18 protein-coding genes and 2 pseudogenes are annotated in these 18,792 nt (G+C 62.5%); 12 read left to right on the top strand and 8 right to left on the bottom strand.

The window, feature by feature from the left end:
* Positions 1-65: 65 nt before the first annotated feature.
* Positions 66-1,254, top strand: a pseudogene (locus tag ACHMXK_RS14265) (PLP-dependent aminotransferase family protein).
* Complete coding sequence (locus ACHMXK_RS14260) at positions 1,251-2,615, top strand: S41 family peptidase (protein ID WP_397441211.1); 1,365 nt, start codon at positions 1,251-1,253, stop codon at positions 2,613-2,615. The pseudogene ACHMXK_RS14265 and the gene ACHMXK_RS14260 overlap by 4 nt, the downstream one beginning before the upstream one ends.
* A 34-nt stretch (positions 2,616-2,649) precedes the next feature.
* Here the strand turns inward: ACHMXK_RS14260 and ACHMXK_RS14255 are convergent, their stop codons facing one another.
* On the bottom strand, positions 2,650-3,660 hold the full coding sequence (locus tag ACHMXK_RS14255) for a lyase (RefSeq protein ID WP_397441210.1): 1,011 nt from the start codon (positions 3,658-3,660) through the stop codon (positions 2,650-2,652).
* A 270-nt stretch (positions 3,661-3,930) separates the two neighbouring features.
* On the opposite strand from ACHMXK_RS14255, the gene ACHMXK_RS14250 reads away from it, so the two are divergent.
* Together ACHMXK_RS14250 and ACHMXK_RS14245 are read left to right on the top strand one after the other, a co-directional pair.
* Positions 3,931-5,025 (top strand): hypothetical protein, encoded by a 1,095-nt coding sequence (locus tag ACHMXK_RS14250; protein ID WP_397441209.1) that lies wholly within the window; start codon positions 3,931-3,933, stop codon positions 5,023-5,025.
* Between the two features lie 111 nt (positions 5,026-5,136).
* Positions 5,137-5,931 (top strand): CHAP domain-containing protein, encoded by a 795-nt coding sequence (locus tag ACHMXK_RS14245; protein ID WP_397441208.1) that lies wholly within the window; start codon positions 5,137-5,139, stop codon positions 5,929-5,931.
* A gap of 75 nt (positions 5,932-6,006) precedes the next feature.
* Here ACHMXK_RS14245 and ACHMXK_RS14240 read toward each other — a convergent pair whose 3' ends face one another.
* From ACHMXK_RS14240 to ACHMXK_RS14230, 3 genes are all read right to left on the bottom strand, one after another.
* On the bottom strand, positions 6,007-6,675 hold the full coding sequence (locus tag ACHMXK_RS14240) for an NUDIX hydrolase (RefSeq protein ID WP_397441207.1): 669 nt from the start codon (positions 6,673-6,675) through the stop codon (positions 6,007-6,009).
* 17 nt (positions 6,676-6,692) lie between these two features.
* Entirely contained in the window at positions 6,693-7,484 is a 792-nt protein-coding gene (locus tag ACHMXK_RS14235; protein ID WP_397441206.1) for a hydroxyacylglutathione hydrolase, read from the bottom strand.
* 96 nt (positions 7,485-7,580) lie between these two features.
* Positions 7,581-7,796: a hypothetical protein gene (locus tag ACHMXK_RS14230; protein ID WP_397441205.1), complete on the bottom strand. Its 216-nt coding sequence runs from the start codon at positions 7,794-7,796 to the stop codon at positions 7,581-7,583.
* A 180-nt stretch (positions 7,797-7,976) separates the two neighbouring features.
* Between ACHMXK_RS14230 and ACHMXK_RS14225 the strand changes: the two genes are divergently transcribed.
* The gene (locus ACHMXK_RS14225) at positions 7,977-8,438 is read left to right on the top strand and encodes a hypothetical protein (protein ID WP_397441204.1); all 462 of its coding nucleotides are present in this window, start codon (positions 7,977-7,979) and stop codon (positions 8,436-8,438) included.
* A gap of 176 nt (positions 8,439-8,614) precedes the next feature.
* Here ACHMXK_RS14225 and ACHMXK_RS14220 read toward each other — a convergent pair whose 3' ends face one another.
* The 3 genes and pseudogenes from ACHMXK_RS14220 to msrB all read right to left on the bottom strand — a co-directional run bounded on the left by ACHMXK_RS14220 (position 8,615) and on the right by msrB (position 10,676).
* Positions 8,615-9,226 carry a YdeI family protein gene (locus ACHMXK_RS14220; protein ID WP_397441203.1) on the bottom strand — a complete coding sequence of 204 codons (612 nt, stop codon included), beginning with the start codon at positions 9,224-9,226 and terminating at the stop codon, positions 8,615-8,617.
* 16 nt (positions 9,227-9,242) lie between these two features.
* The gene (locus tag ACHMXK_RS14215; protein WP_397441202.1) at positions 9,243-9,893 is read right to left on the bottom strand and encodes a hypothetical protein; all 651 of its coding nucleotides are present in this window, start codon (positions 9,891-9,893) and stop codon (positions 9,243-9,245) included.
* 290 nt (positions 9,894-10,183) lie between these two features.
* Positions 10,184-10,676 (bottom strand): annotated as a pseudogene (gene msrB / locus ACHMXK_RS14210) (peptide-methionine (R)-S-oxide reductase MsrB).
* A 438-nt stretch (positions 10,677-11,114) separates the two neighbouring features.
* Here msrB and ACHMXK_RS14205 point away from each other — a divergent pair.
* The 7 genes from ACHMXK_RS14205 (at position 11,115) to ACHMXK_RS14175 (ending at position 17,539) form a co-directional block, all read left to right on the top strand.
* A complete protein-coding gene (locus ACHMXK_RS14205) occupies positions 11,115-11,747 on the top strand; it encodes a DUF2889 domain-containing protein (protein WP_397441201.1) in 633 nt (210 codons plus the stop codon).
* A gap of 81 nt (positions 11,748-11,828) precedes the next feature.
* Positions 11,829-14,213, top strand: a complete 2,385-nt coding sequence (locus ACHMXK_RS14200) for a penicillin-binding protein 1A (protein ID WP_397441200.1) — start codon at positions 11,829-11,831, stop codon at positions 14,211-14,213.
* Positions 14,214-14,342: 129 nt separating this feature from the next.
* Positions 14,343-15,563, top strand: coding sequence for an MFS transporter (locus ACHMXK_RS14195; RefSeq protein WP_397441199.1), 1,221 nt, complete (start codon positions 14,343-14,345; stop codon positions 15,561-15,563).
* A 74-nt stretch (positions 15,564-15,637) separates the two neighbouring features.
* The gene (locus tag ACHMXK_RS14190) at positions 15,638-15,964 is read left to right on the top strand and encodes a hypothetical protein (protein WP_397441198.1); all 327 of its coding nucleotides are present in this window, start codon (positions 15,638-15,640) and stop codon (positions 15,962-15,964) included.
* 45 nt (positions 15,965-16,009) lie between these two features.
* On the top strand, positions 16,010-16,267 hold the full coding sequence (locus ACHMXK_RS14185) for a hypothetical protein (RefSeq protein ID WP_397441197.1): 258 nt from the start codon (positions 16,010-16,012) through the stop codon (positions 16,265-16,267).
* A 219-nt stretch (positions 16,268-16,486) separates the two neighbouring features.
* Positions 16,487-16,813, top strand: a complete 327-nt coding sequence (locus ACHMXK_RS14180) for a hypothetical protein (RefSeq protein ID WP_397442528.1) — start codon at positions 16,487-16,489, stop codon at positions 16,811-16,813.
* Between the two features lie 81 nt (positions 16,814-16,894).
* A complete protein-coding gene (locus ACHMXK_RS14175) occupies positions 16,895-17,539 on the top strand; it encodes a glutathione S-transferase (RefSeq protein ID WP_397441196.1) in 645 nt (214 codons plus the stop codon).
* A gap of 197 nt (positions 17,540-17,736) precedes the next feature.
* Here ACHMXK_RS14175 and ACHMXK_RS14170 read toward each other — a convergent pair whose 3' ends face one another.
* Positions 17,737-18,627 carry a dienelactone hydrolase family protein gene (locus ACHMXK_RS14170; protein WP_397441195.1) on the bottom strand — a complete coding sequence of 297 codons (891 nt, stop codon included), beginning with the start codon at positions 18,625-18,627 and terminating at the stop codon, positions 17,737-17,739.
* Positions 18,628-18,792: the final 165 nt, after the last annotated feature.

The raw sequence follows: 18,792 nt of genomic DNA, 5'->3' as shown, positions 1-18,792 counted from the left end.
TTAGACTTGGGGATCGTTTGTCTTTTGTAGCTAACCAACGTACTCCACCCATGCAAGCTCCATCCCTGCCTTTTGCCGACCGCCTCAACAACGTAGAAACCTCCGCCATCCGCGAGCTGTTCAAGCTGCTGGGCAAGCCCGGCATCATCAGTTTTGCCGGCGGTTTTCCGGACAGCGCCATGTTCGACGTGGACGGCATCCAGGCCGCCGTCAACCAGGCGCTGAAGGACGAGCCGGGCATGGCGCTGCAATACGGCGCCACCGAAGGTTACAACCCGCTGCGCGAACAACTCGCCGCCTTCATGGGCACCAAGGGTGTGGACGTGGCGCCCGAAGGCCTGATCGTCACCACCGGCAGCCAGCAGGCGCTGGACCTGCTGGGCAAAACCATGATTGGCCCCGGCGACAAGGTGATTGTCGAAGGCCCGACCTTCCTGGCCACCATCCAGTGTTTCCGCCTCTACGGCGCCGAAGTCATCAGCGCGCCCATCGACGCCAACGGCGTCAAGACCGACGAGCTGGAACAACTGATGGCCGAGCACAAACCCAAGTTTGTGTATTTGATCCCCACCTTCGGCAACCCCAGCGGCGCGACCTTAAGCCTGGAGCGCCGCAAAAAAGTGCTGGAACTGGCCGTCAAGTACAACACCCTGATCGTTGAAGACGACCCTTACGGCGACCTGTACTTCGACGCGCCACCGCCGCCGTCCATCCTGTCACTGAGCAAAGACGTGCCCGGCAGCCGCGAGCTGATCGCCCACTGCGGCAGCATGAGCAAGGTGCTCAGCCCCGGCCTGCGTGTGGGCTGGATGATTGGCCCCGCCGAACTGCTGGCCAAAGCCACCATGTGCAAACAGTTCAGCGACGCCCACACCAGCACCTTCGCCCAGGCCACCGCCGCGCAATACCTCAAAGCCGGCCGTATGCCCGCCACTCTGGCCCGCGTGCGCAAGGTCTACGGCGAGCGCGCGCTGGCCATGGGCGCCGCGCTCAAACGCGAGCTGGGTGACGCGGTGGAATTCACCCAACCGCAAGGCGGCCTGTTCTTCTGGGCCCGGCTCACGGGTGCGGGCGGCAAGACCCAAGACGCCGGCGAGTTCGCGAAGAAGGCGATTGAGCAGGGTGTGGCCTTTGTGCCCGGCGCGCCGTTTTTATGCGAGCCAGCCGGATGTGGCGACGTTCAGGCTTAGTTTTGCGACGGCGGATGTGACCAAGATTGAAGAGGGCGTGGGGCGGTTGGGGAAAGCCCTGTGACGCGTTTTGCATGGATGGTTTGGACCCTGTCTGCTCTGTCTTTGCAGGTCTTCGCTCAACCTACGGAACCGTCCAATAGCCCCTCGCGCCGCGCTTCGGAAATAGCCGCGGTGATGGCAGTCCTAACAGAAAATGCCTTGGCAATTTTCAGTTACCCGGAGTTATTTGAATCCTGTACCCAGACGTCGTCACCGGCTAAGTTACTAAGTGGTACTAAGGATATTAATAGCGTCCGTCTTGCTGTGCTGGAGCATATAAGTAGTCTGCGCTTGGCCACAGACAGCGATGCCAACACATGGTTTCATCAGTGCATAGGGAGGATGATGAAAACGGCAGGTCCGCGCAGCCGGTACTACACCCTTGAAGAACTTCAACGACCGGGCAAGACCCATGCTTATGGCCTGGGTCTGATTTTGGCAAGACTGGACGAGGCGTGGGTCGTGCGTGAGGCGATTGCCGGCTTGCCTGCTGCTGTGGCAGGTGTTGAGACGGGGGATGTACTGTTGAGTCTAGACGGGGTTCAGTTGACGGGGCTTTCATTTGCTCAGTTGGAAGATGCTGTTGGCGATTCGAAGAACATGGTTGTCCAGCTGATTTGGCGATCTCGGCGTGAAAATCGGATGGAAACTCGCATAGTTCAGAGGACACCATCTTCAATTGATAGCAAGGTTGTGGTTGAGCGAATGCCAGATCATGTCTATATGCGGATAGCGCGTTTTGAAAAGAATACGAAATGGCTGTTTCTTGAAGCTCTGCGAGGTAGCCAGATTGATCCGCGTGTGACGAAGGTTCTGGACTTGCGAGGTAATCCCGGAGGATTACTGCAGACAGCACATTGGTTGGCTGCTGTAATGGGACAGAACGAGAAACGGGGGAGATGGTTGCCGGTAAAGTACCGTACTGGCTCGATGTTCCAAGACGCCTCGCTGGAAGATCACTTGGATCGTTACGAATATGCGATCAGGCGAGTGGCCGAACCAAGTGCGGCCGAAATTCGAGCCTGGTCTGAGGCGCCTCGTTGGTTCGTGCTTATTGACGGCCAGACCACCAGTGGCGCCGCATGGTTAGCGGGCACATTGAAGGAACTAAACGGAGCGTTGCTGGTAGGCAATACCTCCGATAGCGGCAATGCGAGTGTGTACACCATCCGACCGATGGGGCCCGGCAAGGACCTTGCTGCAATACGGTATGAAAGTGGGAAGTTGATGCTGCCCTCTGGTAAATTTTTGACGGTCGATAGCCTGTCGCCTGATGTGCCTGTTGGTCCTGGCCTGGATTTTATAAAGCCCTATCCCCAAAGTGGGGCTGAATGGAGGCGAGACCCCATGTATGGCGAGGTTCAGAAGAAGTTGAAGTGGTGATGCTGGCGAGTTTGAGAAGAAGTCCTCGTGGCACTCACCCCGTCCGAATCACCGAAATAAACTCCGTCCCGCTCTCCGGCAGCCAGACCTCGCCAGGCCGGCCCAGGATCTGGCGGATGCTGGCGGCGGGGCGCGGCAGGGGGATTGCCTCGAACTTCTCGCTGCGCGGGTCGAAGCGCAGCATGGCGTTGTGGCTCCATTCCGAGGCCCAGACCATGTCTTTGTCGTCCACGTAGACGGCGTACACGTGCGGCTCGGTCCCCGGCGCTTTCCAGGTGCGCCAGCTGTTGGCACCCGTGCCCAGCGCCGGGTCATGGACCGAGAGGTTGCCGCTGTTCCATTCGGACACCCAGATGCGGCCGCGACTGTCAGACCAGACGCGACGCGCGCCCTGGCGCGGGGTGGGCGGCTCGACGATGCGCGAGTTGCCGGTTTGGCGGTCGATCTGCGCGATGAAGGAGCCGGCCAGCGAGCACCACCAGATCTCGCCTTTGGGCGTGGCGCAGATGCCGTAGGGCCCGCGTCCGCGCGGTGACTCTTTCACGCTGACCACGCCGCTGCGCACGGCCACCTTGCCGACGTAGCCGTTTTGCCCGGTAAACCACAGGTCGCCGTCGCCATCAAAAGCGCAGGTGTTGAGGTTGGCATTGGGCGTGCCGGCGGGCAGGGGAAAAAGCTTGACCTCGCGCGCCGGCCAGCTCACGCGCACGATGGCGTTTTGCCCGCCGTCGGTCAACCAGGCCGCGCCGTCGGGCCCGGCAATGACGCCGTGCGGTGACGAGCCGCTGCCTAAGGCAATCAGTTCCGACTTGCCCGTGCGCGGGTCAAACCAGCCCAGGTGGCCGCTGCGCTGCGCCGAGAACCACACGCCGCCATCGGGCGCGGGCGCCAGGTCGTGAATGCCCGTGGGGCGCGGCGTGTTGAGTGGCCAGGATTGCAGGCGAGTGCTTGGCGCCTGTGTGCGTCCGGTGCGGGAGAATAAAAGGACGGCGGGCAGCGCCACCAGAGCGCTGCGCCGACTGAGGTGAAACGGATGGGCCTGCATGGCAATACCTCCTGCGCGTTCGATGTTGGCTGGCAGTGTCCAGCCATTCTGGCGGCAAGGCGTGGCGCCATGCAAGCGCGCACGCGCTTGCCGCTTTGCGACAAGGGGAAATGACGCGACACCATCATCAAGGCGGATTCGCGCTGTATCGATACACAGCCCGTGGCGGCAAGAATGAGGCGACAGGCGACCTTGACACGCGTCGGCGTGACGAGCACATTCGGGCATTCGTCCAGCGTATCGGGATGGATGGCCTACGAGGAGATAACGATGGAAATCGTTGACGCTTCTAGCTCACTGCGCGCTAAGCTTGCGGGCGCCTCGGTGACGATCTGCCTGCTGGTCTGCGGGTGCGCGACCCCTGTGCCGGCGGATTTCTGCAAACCGCTTGCGCCCGAATCGGTCATGCCACAGCATGCCATTGAGGTCGAGAAAGGCGCGTCGCTGGTCTACGAGAAGCACAAACTTGCGCAGGAAACAATCGGATACGCCATCTTCAGCAACGACGCTTATGACAAGGACAAAACGTTCATGGCACGCCCGGACGGCTGGCAGGAGTTTTGCGCGAAGGCCAGGGACGACGGCAGATGTCCAGCCATCACCAAAGGTGAAGGCTTTCAAGCCAAGGTCTACGTCAAGCGTTCGTCCGACGGCGATCAGCTGCCATCAGAAGTTGTCCTGGCGTACCGAGGCACCACCAGCTTGAACGACTGGTTTTTCGGCAACCTCTTCAAAGGCCAATACGAGCGCGTCAACAACTTCGTACTCGAAACGCTGACGGCGCTGGACGAGCGCTACCCGGGTCTGGTCGCGAAAATTGAAGCCGGGCAGGTGCCCCTTGTCGCGACCGGTCATTCGCTTGGCGGTGGGCTTGCTGAACACACGGCGTATTGCTTCACCGGTCTCGACGTACACGCGGTTTCGTTCGACACCTCACCTCGAAACTTCAAACGCAGTTGCGAGCCGGAGCCAAAACACGGCGTCGACTACAAGCCCGCGTTCAAAAGGTTTGCCAGCCAACCGGACGAAGCGAATCTGGACGATATCCAGAGAAATAAAATCCACCGCATTCATCAGTCGCGAGAAGTCTTGAGTCCGCTTCGGTTCTTCTTCTCCGACAAAGATTACGCCGATACCCGCTACCACTTTCTCCACGGAAAGCCGACCAGCCGGCATAGCATGACGGCGATTGCCATGGGCCTTACCAAGTTGGCCTCGTGCCCGATGGCGCTTGAGCCCAACAAGACCAGCCCCCCGGACGGGGCGGCGAGAACGAGGTATGAGGCGATTTGCCCGGGGGCGGTGAGTCCGTGTTTTGACACTCAAGCGCTGAGGACCGAGTTCATGAAGGCCATGGATAAGTAGGCCGTCGAGCAGCTCGCACCATTCCCGACGGCCCGGTAGCCTGCGGTGCACCTTTCAGGCCCCCGTCATGGCTTGCCATCCCCTCCAACCTTTACCCTGCAAGGAGAACGCATGAAGTACCCCGGACGCATCATCAAGCTTGGCGAACAGGACGCCGGCATTGTCAAGGCCCTGAAGACACAGCTGAACCGCATGCTGGCGGTGCAGCGGATCGCGGAACTCAAGCTCAATGTCGACGACCCGAACTTTGGGCCCAAGATGAAGCAGGCCGTGCAGCTCTTCCAGGTGCGCCACGTCGACGCCGAAGGCCGGCCGCTGAAGCCCGACGGCGAGGTCGGCTCCATCACCTGGGCCAGCCTGTTCGGGCCCGAGACCGTGACGTCCAGCGACACGGCGGCGGATTCGTTTCTGGCCAGCGTGCTGAAGATCGCGGCCGGCGAAGAGGCCAAGCAGGTGCGCGAGCAGCCGAAAAATTCGAACCGCGGGCCCGACGTCGAAAAATACCTGCGCCGCACCGGCCTCGGCCCTGGCTTCGCCTGGTGCTGCGCCTTCCTTTACTGGTGCTTCGACGAGGCCGCCATCGCCGCACATCGTGCCAACCCGATGTTCAAGACCGCCGGTTGCCTGGACCACTGGAGCAACGCGCAGTCCAAGGGCGCGCGCCGCCTCCTCAAGAGCCAGGCCATCGCCGATCCCTCGCAGGTCCAGCCCGGCATGATCTTCATCATGGACTTCGGCGGCGGCGCCGGCCACACCGGCCTGGTGGAAGCGGTGGCGGGCGGCCTGATGACCACGATCGAAGGCAATACCGACGCCAGCAAGACGCGCGAAGGCGGTGGTGTGTACCGCCTGCACCGCAAGATTGTCGAGGTCAACAAGGGTTTCATTGACTATGCCGGGCTCTGACAGGCCCGACCGCGCCGAGATGGTGTCGATTGCCGTCTTGACGCAGATGAGTACCGGGTAATTCCTATCGGGCGCTCATTTCCAGGCAAACGCCGGCTGCTCGAAATGCGCCACGCGGGTGGGCCGGCCCGCTATGCAGACCTCGCGAAACTGGTAGAGGATGGCCGCCGTCGGCGCCGCAATCCAGTGGTCGCCGACGGGCATGCGCAGCACGGGGTGCGCGCCGTGTCCTTCGTGCGCCAGCATGGGCGCGTCGGCGCGCAGGAACTCGACAATGGGGATGCGGTGAATGCTGGCCACTTCGGCCGGATTGGGTCGGATGTGCTGCGCCGCCCCGGCCCAGACGACAACCGGGGTGATGACAAAACCAGAACGGGTGACGAAATCATCGAGCCGGCCCAGGATGGCGCTGGCATCGAGTTCCAGGTGCACCTCTTCGGCCAGCTCGCGCAGGGCGGCGCGCTCCGCCGTTTCGCCGGCATCGAGGCGCCCGCCGGGCAGCGCCCACTGCCCCGCATGCTTGCGCAGCTGGCCGGAGCGCCGCGTCAGGATCAGGGCCGCCTGCGTGCTCCACGCCGCATGCGGCGGGAAACCCGGCAGCCCGGCGCCATGGCCTTCGTCGGTAATGACCACGGCCACCGCCGCATGTTGCTGCTCGCTGTGTTGTTCAGGTGAGGCCGCCTGCACGGTGAAGGCGTGCAGCTTCTCCTGGATCAGCGTTCTGAGCTGTTGGTCGCGCTGCATGATGCGGGCTGTGCCTGTCACCATTTATTGCGCAGTTCCCGCAGCTTGGTGAACACCGTCCTGGCATCGGGCTGGTCCGGCAGGTCGGGAAAGCTTTCGCGCAGCCTGGCGATGAGGCTGGGGCTGTTCAGGCGCATAAAGGTGTTGATGAGTTTTTCGTCCTTGAGCGTGGTGACGGCCGACTGCGCGGGGTCATGGTCGGCCACGCTGGGCAACAGGGCTTGCGCGGCGGCGTTGTCGGGCTCGCGCGCCAGGGTGAAGCGCAGGTTGTTCTCGATGTAATCGTGGCCGGGGTAGACCCGGGTGTTGTCGGGCAGCCGGGCCAGTTGCTCCGCGAAGGTGGCATACAGCGCGCCCACGTCACCGCCGTTGTGCACATTGCCGGCGCCCGCATTGAACAGCGTGTCGCCCGAAAACAGCGCCGGCTGGTCGGTGTGCGAGCGCAGGCAGATGTGGCACATGGTGTGGCCTGGCGTGTCCAGGCATTCCAGCTCGACGGTCTTGCCGACCTTGATCACATCGCCGGCCTGCACACCCCGGTCCACGCCCGCAATGCGTCCGCCGGCCTTGTGGTGGGCGATCAGCCTGGCGCCGGTGGCCGCAATCACGGCCGCGTTGCCGCCGGTGTGGTCGTGGTGCTCGTGGGTATTGAGGACCTGGGTGATCTGCCAGCCCTTGACCTTGGCGGTGGCCAGTGTCTTTTCGTGGTCCAGCGGGTCAATCGCCAGCGCTTCGCCGGTTTCGGGGCAGGCGATCAGGTAATTGAAGTTGCGGTAGGCGTTAGCGGTCCAGATGCGTTCGACGATCATCGCGTGCTCCAAGGGCTTGCTGAGGGTGAGCGGGTCATTTTAGGCCGCATGCCTGCGATCGATGGCCTGCTGAGGAGGTCGCTCAACGGCCTGAATTCAGATCGTCCGGCGCTGCTTTTGTTCGCGGTACGGCTCGATCAGGTGGATCGTTGCCGCCACCCCGGTCATGTTCGGGTTCAGCTTGAGCGCAGGGTTGCCGCCGCCAGCGTGGCCGGTACCTGCACGGTGGCATCCCAGCCTATGCAGGCATCGATGACGCTCCGGCCATAACGTGTTCTGCTGGCTATAAAAATAATAGCTGCTTGCGCCCATTCCACCTGGGCTGCAGCCAGATTCCATCTAAAAATCAGCCTAAACCCCAGTTCTGCCAGCCTGAGTTCGGTGCGGCTGCTTGCCCGCCGGCTTCGCCTGGAATGGGCAGGCACCTCAGTCCACCGATGTTCAAAGGCGGGCGTGACCCGCCAATCCTTCGCTTCCACACATGACATGGACGTGCAAGCCACAATGGCAGACATGCACAAGATGTTCAGGCTTTTTGCGGGGCTGATGTTGGCGGGCATGCTGGCGGCCTGTGACCGGCCGCCCGATGATTCGCAGGCGGAGGCGATCCAGCTGCAACTGACGGGAACGTGGCTGCGGGACTATGAAGAAAACGGAACCCGGGTGCGCCGTGTGCTGGTGCTGGCGCCGGATGGTTCCTTCAGCGAAATGTCCAAAGCCACAGACCATGACGCGCTCACGGCCGAACACAGCCACGTGGGTGAATGGCACTTTGACGGCACCAACCTCAAGCGGCGCTACACCAGCATCGATGGCCGCAAGCCCTCCGCGCCGGCCTTTCCGTACACGGCCTTCGAGATCAGGTTCGAGTCGCGCAACGAGTTCATAGGCATCGACAACGTTCGAAAACGCGAGGTGCGTTACCAGCGTGTGGCGGATGGCACCTTGCCTTAGGTTGAGCGCCTGTATGCGCGGCTGGGCTGGCAGCGTGTGGGGGTGATTCCGGCTTATGCGCTGCTGCCGAAGGGCGGGCCGTGCGACACCACTTACTTTGACAAGGTGCTGGTGGCTGAGCGTCGGTGGGCGTCACGCGGATGTGTGGTGCAGCGACGCTATCAAAAACAGAGCTGCTAGCGCCGTTGCGGATAAACCGTCTCGCCGCGCGCCAGCATCTGCGCAAACTGGGCAATTCGCCGGGCGCGTGTTTCTGGCTTCTTCGCCGTCTGCACCCGAAACAACACGGCATACCGGTTCTGCGCGCTCACAGTGGCAAAGAATTTTTCCGCGCCGGGCAGGGCATCCAGTGCGGCCTGCAGGTCGGGTGGTATTTCTGCTCGGCTGGCGGGATCGTAGGCGGCGTCCCAACGCCCATCCTTGCGTGCGCGTTCAATTTCCGCCAGGCCGGAGGGCTGCATGTGCCCGCTCTGGATGTAGGCCAGCGCTTTTTCGCGGTTGATCTTTGACCAGATGCTCTTGGCACCGCGCGGGCTCCAGCGCTGAAGGTAGTAATGTTCGCTTTCGCCCTTTCTCTGGCTGTCGATCCAGCCAAAACAAAGTGCCACCTCTAGCGCTTCAGCGTGCGACAGGGTTGATTTCGGCGCGCCTTTTTTTGCATGGCGCAGCCAGATACCCGCAGAGTCGGCATGATGCGCGGCCAGCCACTGCGCCCACTCGGCCTGCAGCGCAAACTGCAGGGTTGTTTTATTTTTGTTGTTGTTTGTGGACGCGGCTGGCGCAGGCATTGAACTCTCTACCTGGCTAGTTGATCGGCAACTGTGCGATCACCTGGAGCCGACTGATGACAGGGGTTCCGTATTTTTCCCAGTTCTCGTTCCAGCTGGTTTCAGGACTTTCGAAGGTAAAGATGTGCATGCTGTCGGTCACGTTGTTCGCGAGAATGAACTTGTGAATGATGACGGGCTTGAGGCCGGGCGGTGCGTCGCGGTAACGCAAGACCGTGCGTTCATAGTCGCCGCTGGGCTTCTGATCGAAGATAGAAAAGTCTTCCCTTTTGTGGGAGTCCAGGATGGGTTTGAGATAAAGAAGAACGGCTTTTTTTGCCTCAATACCCCTCAATCGCTGGGTAGCGCTGATGACCTGTACGGTCAGCCCCATTTCAAACGGCTGGCTTTCGGAAAAGGGTTCCGGGCTTGTGGCGTAAGTGGCGATGGGGAAGGTGCCTGGGGCGGGTTTTCCTTCCCGCTCGTGCCAGCCGGCAGGCTTCAAAAACACGGTGTTCTTGTAGAGTTGCCAGCTGAAGCCGGTTGGAGGTGCCGGCAATTCCGAACTGATGGCTGCTCGCACCTGCTCCGGCGTGGGCGGAGCGCCTGGAACGGTTTGAGCGACGGCTGGCTTGGCTGCCGCCAGAATTGCCACAGCGCACCATGCGTACATCGACTGACGGATCATGCCTGCTCCCCTGTTTTTTGGGGATTATTGCAGAGAGTTTGCAGGCGCGCCATGGCGTACGGCGCTGGAAAAAATCATGTTTGAGGCTTCCGTCTTGAAGCGGCCTCGAACAAACTTGGCTCTGGGGCGACAGATCTGTGATGTGTTCACTCGACGCGATCCGGGAGCCAGGCTGCATGGCCACCGGCGCGGGTGTCGTGCCTTGACTGCTATTAAAAACAGAGCTGTTTGCGCCCGTCCTTCCTGGGCTGGAGGCCGATTTCTTCAATAATTCTGCCGCAGGGCCAGTTTCATGCCGCCGTGAAGTTCAAGGCTAGACCGTTCATGCAATAACGCAGACCCGTGGGTTTGGGGCCGTCGTCAAACACATGGCCCAGGTGGCCGCCGCAGCGGCGGCACAACACTTCGGTGCGTTTCATGAACAGGGTGGTGTCGCTTTCTTCCACCACGGCATTGGCCAGCGGTTGCCAGAAGCTGGGCCAGCCTGTGCCGCTTTCAAACTTGGTGGCCGATGAGAACAAGGGCAGGGCACAACCCCGCGCAGGAAAATACGCCAGCGCGTTTTTCCTTGTTGAGTGGGCTGGTGTACGGGGGCTCCGTGCCGGCCTTGCGCAAGATGCGGTACTGGTCGGGCCGCAGCAGTTTTTGCCATTCGGCCTCGGTGTGGCTCACCTCGTAGCTACGTGCGGCGTGTACCGGGCCACTCGCCAGCAGCACGCGCGCACCGGCCAGCGCGGCCGACACAGCGCCCAGGTTTTGCAGGATGTTTCTTCGATTCAGCATGGTGCCTCCTTGGAGAAAACCATTGTTACGCGGGTGCTGGCCGGTGCGGCCGGGGCATTTTTGACAGTGATGCTGCCAGCAGGGCTAATCGTGTCTGGCCGGTTGGGGTGGCCATCCGCAAGCCGGCCTCACGCCGCGGGTGGGAAGACTGGGGCCGACATGTCACACGCTGCGCCACAAGGGAACGATCAGCGCGGTCCTGCTGCAGAAGCCGTCTGGTCGTCGCCATGCGCCGCAAGCGGTCGCGGCAGCGCGCCGGCTTCAAGTCCTTCCATTCGCCGGGGACTTATCCATGCTATTGGAAGCATGGCTGCTCGATAAGGACTGTCATGGGCTGGAGGCCAATTTGATGCAGCAAGACCCGGCTGGGTGCCGCAGGCTCAGCACGGAGTCCGCCTTGCTGGGAAAATAGCGGTTTTAGCCCGACGCCAAAGCCCCATGCCCCTGCCTGCACCCCAAGCCCGAACCCACTTGCACACACGCGCCGTTGTCTACCGCGGCTACCGGCGCGAAGACGGCCTGTGGGACCTGGAGGCCGAGATGACCGACACCAAGACCTACGCGCTGGAGCGCAGCGAGAAAGGGGCCATGCCACCGGGCACACCCATCCACGGCATGGCGATACGCGCGACGGTGGACGACAACATGACGATCCGCGAAATTGTCAGTTCGAGTGATCACACGCCGTTTTCCGAATGCGCGCAGGGCACGGACCCGATGCAGCAAATGGTGGGCGCCACCATGGGGCCGGGCTGGCGTCAGGCCATCGAGCGGGCGCTGGGCGGCACACGTGGCTGCACCCATCTGCGCGAGTTGCTGTTCAACATGGCGACGGCGGCCTACCAGACCATTCCCGTTTACCGCGACCATTTGCGCCGGCAGGCGGGCATCCCCGAGTCTGAAAACGCCGGGCCACCTTACCACCTGGGCAAATGTATTGCCTGGGATTTTGACGGCCCGCTGGTGGCGCGCAAACACCCCAAGTTTGTGGGTTGGCAACCCTTGAAGCGGCAGAAAGATTTGTCAAAGCCAGCGGTTTCCGACGCTGATGGCGGCACCGGTTCGACTTAGCTGCGTGTGGCGCGGCAGGCTTGTTGCTTGCCGCCGCCGTCCTACAGGCCCCGCATGCGCTGCGTTTTACACTGGCGTTTGATGAAAAATATCCTTATCCGCGCCCAACCTTTTGTTACCGAAGCCCTGCAACGCCTGCGTCACCCGACGCGGCGCGGCGTGGCCTTGTCGCTGGCGGCCATTCCGGTCTTGCTGCTGCTCTACACGCTGATCCTGATTCCCTTCACGCCCAGCATCCGGGACATCCAGAAATCCAAATCGCAGCAGCCGGCCTCGGTCTTGTCGGCCGATGGCAAGGAACTGGCCTTGTTCAAACGCGCCAACCGTGACTGGGTCAAGCTGGCCGACATTTCGCCGAACGTGGTGAACGCCCTGATCTCGACCGAAGACCACCGGTTTTACGACCACCACGGTATTGATTTCACACGCACGGCCTCGGCCGTGCTGCACACTTTTGGCGGCGACACCCAGGGCGGCTCGACCATCACGCAGCAACTGGCGCGCAACCTCTACCCCGAAGAGGTGGGCCGCGCGCGCAGCCTGACGCGCAAGATCAAGGAAGCCATCACGGCGCTGAAGATCGAAGCCGTCTACAGCAAGCCGGAAATCCTGGAGACCTACCTGAACACGGTGCCGTTTTTGTACAACGCCTACGGCATTGAAATGGCAGCGCGTACTTATTTCGACAAGTCGGCCGATACGCTGGACGTGCTGGAAAGCGCCACGCTGATCGGCATGCTCAAGGGCACCAGTTATTACAACCCGGTGCTGAACCCCGAACGAGCCAAACAGCGCCGCAACACCGTGCTGGGCCAGATGGTCAAACACGAAAAGCTGGCCGACCGAAAGCTGGAGGCGCTGAAGAAAAAACCGCTGAAGATTGATTTCGAGCGGCAGACCGAACCCCTGGGCGCCGCGCCGCATTTGACCCAGTATCTGCGCCGCTGGCTGATCGATTGGGCCGACCGCCACGACTACAACATTTACGCCGACGGGCTGGTGGTGCGCACCACCATCGACTCGCGCCTGCAAAAGCTCGCCAACGAGGCCGTGGCGCGCCAGGCCGACCGGCTGCAGGGTGTGGCCAACAGCGAATGGGGTCCGCGTGCCTGGGCGGCAAAAAAAGACCTGGTGCGGACCCTGGTGCGTGAGACCCCCGAGTACAAGGCCGCGCGCGACGCCGGCCTGAACGACGAGCAAGCGGTCAAACAACTGCTGGCCGACAACAGCTTCATGCAGGCGCTGCGCCTGGACAAAATCCGTTTGCAAGCCGGCTTTTTGGCGATGGACCCCAGCACCGGCCAGGTGAAGGCCTGGGTTGGCAGCCGCGACTATGCCAAGGACCCGTTTGACCATGTGCAGCAGGCGCGCCGCCAACCCGGCTCGACCTTCAAGCCTTTTGTCTATGGCGCAGCCTTTGAGCAGGGCGCGCGCCCGACCGACACCTTCATGGACGAGGCGGTGGAAATACCGCTGGGCGGCGGCGCGGTCTGGCGGCCCAGCGATGGCGGCGCCCCCAGTGGCGCGCCCATGACCTTGCGCGAAGGGTTGATGTATTCCAAAAACACCATCACCGCCCAGGTCATGCAAAGTGTGGGCCCGGCCAAGGTGGCCAGCCTGGCCCAGGCCGCCGGTGTGCGGCAAAGCAAGCTGGAGCAGGTGCCGTCACTCGCGCTGGGCACCAGCCCGGTGACCCTGAAAGAAATGGTGGCCGGCTACAGCACCATTGCCAACAACGGCAATTACATCGAACCCATCGTTGTCACGCGTGTGGAAGACCGCCACGGCAAGGTGCTGGAAACCTTTCATGCCAAGGCACCCGAACAGGCCATGTCGCTGGCCACCGCACAAACGCTGGTGGACGTGATGCGCGGCGTGATCGACCAGGGCACAGGTGTGGGCATTCGCAGCCGTTATGGCATCCAGGCCGACGTGGCCGGCAAGACCGGCACGACGCAGGACAACACCGACGGCTGGTTCATCCTGATGCACCCGCAACTGGTGGCCGGTGCCTGGGTGGGTTTCAACGACAACCGTGTGACCTTGAGTGACTACTGGGGCCAGGGCGCGCACAGTGCCTTGCCGATTGTCGGCGACTTTTTTGCACAATCGCTGCGCACGCGGGTGCTGGACCAGCGTGTGCGTTTTGCCGTGCCGCAAGACGCGAGCGCGCCGGATCCTATGAGCCGGGTCAACGACTGGTTCAATGCCTTGTTCCCCTCAGGCACGGTGCCGGCCGGGAAAAACGCCGAGCCCGGTGTGGGCCTGCCCCCCGAGCCGACCACCCAGCCCATGCCCGTGATGCCGGCGGACGGGGGCTTGCCGCCTGTGGTTCCGCCGTCCATGGTTCCACCCGGTGTGGTGCTTCCGCCTGCGCTGCCGCCAGTCGTGCAGGCCCCTGAGCGCAGCGGCGGCGGTATCCCGATCTTGCGGGAGTCCAGCGTGTCCGACAGCGTCAACCGGTAAAAAGCAAGCTGCCGCAGATCGCTTGCGGCGGCCATGCCTACAATCGACCGGCGCGCGCAGCAGGCCGGGTCGTTCTGCCCGGAACGACTGGCTGGCGGCGTCTTCGATTAGCCCCAACCCCCACTTCCCATGACCACCGGCACTGCCACTCTTTCCGCGGCCACACGCCGCTCGATTCTTCTGCTGTCGTTTGCCACCTTCTCCAGCATGGCGGTGCAGCGGGTGTGTGACGCCATGTTGCCCGAGTTGTCCCGCGCTTTTTCCGTGAGCCTGGCGCAGGCCGCGCAAGTGGTGTCTGTGTTTGCCGTGGTTTACGGCCTGGCGCAGTTGGTGTACGGCCCGCTGGGTGACCGGCTGAGCAAGTTCGGCCTCGTGACTTGCGGCACCTTGGTGTGTTGTGTGGGTTGCTTCGTGTCGGTGTTTGCCGGCAGCCTGGAGCTGCTGGTCTGGGCCCGCGTGATGGTCGCGCTGGGGGCGGCGGCCGTGATTCCGCTGGCGATGGCCTGGGTGGGCGACACCGTCGCCTACGAGCTGCGCCAGGAGACCCTGGCCCGCGTCGGCCTGGGCACCACCATGGGCCTGGTGAGCGGCCAACTGGTCGGCGGTTTTGTGACCGACGCTTTTGGCTGGCGCTGGGCTTTTGCCTTCTTGACCTTGCTGTTCGGCGTGGTGGCTTGCCTCTTGTATGCCGACTGGCGCCGCCAGCAGGCCGCGCCCGTGGTGGCGTCTCCCAACGAACCAGAGGTGCGTGTGGGTTTTGTGGCGCAGGCGCTGAGCATTTTGACCGGCCGCTGGTCACGTGTTGTGTTGTTCGTGGCGTTTGTCGAGGGCGCGGCGGGTTTCGGCGCGCTGGCGATCTGGGCCTCGCATCTGCACGGGAAGCTGGGCCTGTCGCTCACGGCGGCCGGCGCGATTGTGGCGCTGTTCGGCCTGGGCGGCATGTTGTACATGACGGTGGCACGCCGTTTGATCCGCCGGCTCGGCGAACGCGGCCTGGCCAGCCTGGGCGGTGGTTTGGCCGGGCTGGCCGCGATGGTGCTGGGCCTCACGCCCTGGTGGGAACTGGCCTTGCCTATGAGCTTGCTGGCGGGTTTTGGATTTTTCATGTTTCACAACACCTTGCAGGCCAACGCCACCCAAATGGCGCCCACCGCACGCGGCACCGGGGTGTCGCTGTTTTCGGCCTGGCTGTTCCTGGGCCAGTCGGTCGGTGTGTTGCTGGCCGCCAGCCTGAGTGCGCTGGTCGGCTCCGGCGCCGTGATTGCGCTGGGCGGCGGCGTGCTGGTGGCCCTGGGGACATTGTTTGCACGTGCCTTGCGCCGGCGCGACGAGTGGATGCAGCCCGCGTGAGTGCTGAGCCGCGCTCCCAGGTGCCGGGCTAAACTGCCGGGGCACCCCACCTTATGACCCAACCCGCCATCCTTTTGAAACATCCTTCGGGGGTGTACGTGTGTGTCAAGCAGGGTTTTTCGTGGCCGGCCTTTGTTTTGGGTTCCTTGTGGGCCATCGTCAGGCACATGTGGCGCCTGGCGGCCGTGCTGATCGTTGTCGATGTGTTGTTGTGGTTTGTCGGGGGTTATGCCTTGCAGAAGGCCAATCCGGCTTTGCTGTTTTTCTTTCTGATCGCCAACATCGTTTACGCGGTGGTTCGCGGCCGCTATGGCAACCGCTGGTTGTTGGCCGCCTTGTACCCGGGCGGGTTTGTGTCCGCAGTCGCGCAGAGCGAGCCGGCTTTCAGCGCCAATCCGTGATTCAATCAAGCGTTCAGCCCTTCAACGCATTGCGTAATTGACACCATGGCCACAGCTCAGGGCATCACCACCGCCGACTACAAACTTTTTCCGTCGCCGCGCAACCGGCACCGGATGCTTTTCCCGCACCAGGTGTTTGTGCCTTATCCCTACATGCTGATCGACATGGAGAGCTACGGCTTCAAGGGCAAATACAGCCTGTTCGCCGCCTGCCGGCTGAGCGACGGCAAGATGGGGCAGGTGGTCTCGCTGGAGCTGCCCGAGGACGAAGTGCGCTTCAAGGCCAGGTTTGTGCCGGACTGAGCGATTGGCCTGCCTGCGTGAGAAATCATGAGCAAAATTGGCCTCCAGCCCAGGTGGGGCGGGCGCAAGCAGCTATAAATTTGGTAGCGATGGACGCGCTGCCGCGTCTTACCTCTTTCTGTCCGACCCATGGCTACCGCGTCACGCAAGACCGCTAAAAAAAGCCCGCCGACAGCGGCCGCGGCCAAAAAAGCCGCCGCCAAGCCACGCGCCCCACGCATACCGCGCAGCCACCATTACCACGTCTATGTGATCGAGCTCTCGGACGAGGTCTGGAACATTGGCCGCTTTCGCCGCGCCAACCCCGACTACCAACTCGGCCAACCCTTTGTGTATGTGGGCATGACGGGGCTGGACCCCGATGTGCGTTTTGACAAACACAAGGCCGGCATCCAGTCCAATGTCTACGTGCTCAAGTACGGCGTCCGCCTGCTGCCCGGGCTGTACACCATGTACAACCCCATGCCATACGAAGGCGCGCGCGACATGGAGGTGGAGCTGGGCATTGCGCTGCGCGAGCTGGGATATGGGGTGTGGCAGGCTTAGACCAGCCGCTGTCACACCGGTTGCACGGGCGCACACCGCCGCCCCGTAAACTTGGTACCACAACCCCCAGGAGACATTCCCATGCTGACCCTTTGCGGCTCCCCGATTTCCAACTATTACAACAAGGTCAAACTCGCGCTGCTGGAGAAAGGCGTGCCTTTCACCGAGGAATACGCGGCCACACACAGCAGCGACGAGGCCGTCCTCGGCGCCTCGCCGCTGGGCAAAATTCCGTTTGTCCGTACGGCGCAGGGCGGGCTGTGTGAAAGCCAGGCCATCCTGGATTACATCGAGGCCACCTGGCCGCAGCCGGCCTTGTTGCCGGCCGATGCCTTTGCCGCGGCCAAGGTGCGCGAGCTGACGACGTTCATCGACTGGCACCTGGAGATCGTGGCGCGCCAGTTGTACGGCGCGACTTTTTTCGGTGCGGCGCCGCTCAGCGAAGGCAATCTGGCCCGTATCCGCCAACAGCTTGAAAACAACATCGCCGGCTTCAAACGCCTGGCGAAGTTTTCGCCTTATGTGGCGGGTGATACCTTTACCCAGGCCGACTGCGCGGCTTTTGCCAGCCTGCCGCTGGTGGGCATGGCCAGCAAGGCCGCGTTTGGCGAGGATCTGCTGCTGGCCGGCGGTGTGGATTACAAGGCCTACATCAAGCTGGTGTCCGAACGGCCGTCCGCGCAAAAAGTGGTGGCCGACCGCAAGGCGGCGCAGGTCAAGGCCTAAGCTTCATGACCTTGGCGCAACTGATGGAGGCGGCCGTGGTGACGGCCTACCGCGTGGGCGGGCACCTGTTGCTGCACTGGGCCGATGACCCGGCGCTGCTGGCCATCGTGTTTTGCTGACTATCAAAACAATAGCTGCTTGCGTCCGTCCCATCAGGGCTAGAGCCGTGTTTGATGCCTAAATGCCGGTAGCGCTGCTCAGCCCCGCAAATTCTGGTTGAAAAAATCCACGGTGCGTTGCCAGGCCAGTTTGGCGGCGGCCGCGTCATAACGGGGCGTGGTGTCGTTGTTGAAGCCGTGTTGGGTGCCCGGGTATTGGTGCGCTGTGAAACGCGCCGAGGCGGCCTTGAGCGCGGCTTCGTAGGTGGGCCAGGCGGCGTTGATACGTTCATCCACCGCCGCAAAATGAATCAGCAGTGGGGCCTTGACCTTGACCGCGTCTTCGGCCTTGGGCAGGTTGCCGTAAAACGGCACGGCAGCGCCCAGGTCGCCCAGTCGGGTGGCGAGCAATTGCGAGATGCCGCCGCCATAACAAAAACCGACCGCGCCGTATTCGCCGCTGCAGTCGGGGCGGTTTTTCAGCAGCCCGGCAGCGGCCACAAAGTCTTCAAAGGTTTTGGACTGGTCCAGTTTGGGAAACAGCTCGCGCGCCTTGTCTTCGTTGCCGGGGTAACCGCCCAGTGGCGTCAGGGCGTCGGGCGCGAAGGCGATGAAGTTGTCCAGTGCCAGCCGCCGCGCGATGTCCTCGATGTGCGGGTTCAGTCCGCGGTTTTCATGAATCACCAGCACGCCGGGCAGCTTGCCGGTGGCGTGGGCCGGTTTGGCCAGGTAGCCTTTCATCGTTCCGTAACCTTTTGGCGAGGCGAATTCCAGCATCTCGGTCTTGAGGCGCGGGTCGTCCTTGGGCACTTGCTGCGCCGCGGCGAAGTTGGGGCTGAGCGCGGTGAGCAACATGCTGGCGGTGACACCGCCCACGGCAAACTTTTGGGCACGCTCCAGAAAGCCGCGCCTGTCGAGACCGCCATGCACATAGGCGTCAAACAGAATCAGCAGTTCCTGGTCAAAGTCCTGGGCCGTTTGACGTGGCATGGGGGCGCTCCTTTGAAAAAATGCAGCATACAGGCGCTGGTCTGCCTTGGCAAAGCTGGGCGACGGACGGGCAAACCCCTGGCGCAAGCGTGTTGCAGGCCACGCGTTATCTGATTTTTTTAGCATCAGACGCTATAAAAACAGGAGCTGCTTGCGCCCGCGTTG

The organism is Polaromonas sp. UC242_47, assembly GCF_044452385.1.
In the GTDB taxonomy this organism is placed as follows: domain Bacteria; phylum Pseudomonadota; class Gammaproteobacteria; order Burkholderiales; family Burkholderiaceae_C; genus Polaromonas.
Note: the sequence above shows the minus strand (reverse complement) of the source record. Positions and strands in the feature narration are given on the sequence as shown.

Excerpts from the sequence above, each read along its gene's own strand:
- ACHMXK_RS14255 (WP_397441210.1), bottom strand. The coding sequence starts at position 3,660 with ATGCAGGCCCATCCGTTTCACCTCAGTCGGCGCAGCGCTCTGGTGGCG.
- ACHMXK_RS14250 (WP_397441209.1), top strand. The coding sequence starts at position 3,931 with ATGGAAATCGTTGACGCTTCTAGCTCACTGCGCGCTAAGCTTGCGGGC.
- ACHMXK_RS14245 (WP_397441208.1), top strand. The coding sequence starts at position 5,137 with ATGAAGTACCCCGGACGCATCATCAAGCTTGGCGAACAGGACGCCGGC.
- ACHMXK_RS14240 (WP_397441207.1), bottom strand. The coding sequence starts at position 6,675 with ATGCAGCGCGACCAACAGCTCAGAACGCTGATCCAGGAGAAGCTGCAC.
- ACHMXK_RS14235 (WP_397441206.1), bottom strand. The coding sequence starts at position 7,484 with ATGATCGTCGAACGCATCTGGACCGCTAACGCCTACCGCAACTTCAAT.
- ACHMXK_RS14230 (WP_397441205.1), bottom strand. The coding sequence starts at position 7,796 with ATGGGCGCAAGCAGCTATTATTTTTATAGCCAGCAGAACACGTTATGG.
- ACHMXK_RS14220 (WP_397441203.1), bottom strand. The coding sequence starts at position 9,226 with ATGCCTGCGCCAGCCGCGTCCACAAACAACAACAAAAATAAAACAACC.
- ACHMXK_RS14215 (WP_397441202.1), bottom strand. The coding sequence starts at position 9,893 with ATGATCCGTCAGTCGATGTACGCATGGTGCGCTGTGGCAATTCTGGCG.
- ACHMXK_RS14205 (WP_397441201.1), top strand. The coding sequence starts at position 11,115 with ATGCCCCTGCCTGCACCCCAAGCCCGAACCCACTTGCACACACGCGCC.
- ACHMXK_RS14200 (WP_397441200.1), top strand. The coding sequence starts at position 11,829 with ATGAAAAATATCCTTATCCGCGCCCAACCTTTTGTTACCGAAGCCCTG.
- ACHMXK_RS14195 (WP_397441199.1), top strand. The coding sequence starts at position 14,343 with ATGACCACCGGCACTGCCACTCTTTCCGCGGCCACACGCCGCTCGATT.
- ACHMXK_RS14185 (WP_397441197.1), top strand. The coding sequence starts at position 16,010 with ATGGCCACAGCTCAGGGCATCACCACCGCCGACTACAAACTTTTTCCG.
- ACHMXK_RS14175 (WP_397441196.1), top strand. The coding sequence starts at position 16,895 with ATGCTGACCCTTTGCGGCTCCCCGATTTCCAACTATTACAACAAGGTC.
- ACHMXK_RS14170 (WP_397441195.1), bottom strand. The coding sequence starts at position 18,627 with ATGCCACGTCAAACGGCCCAGGACTTTGACCAGGAACTGCTGATTCTG.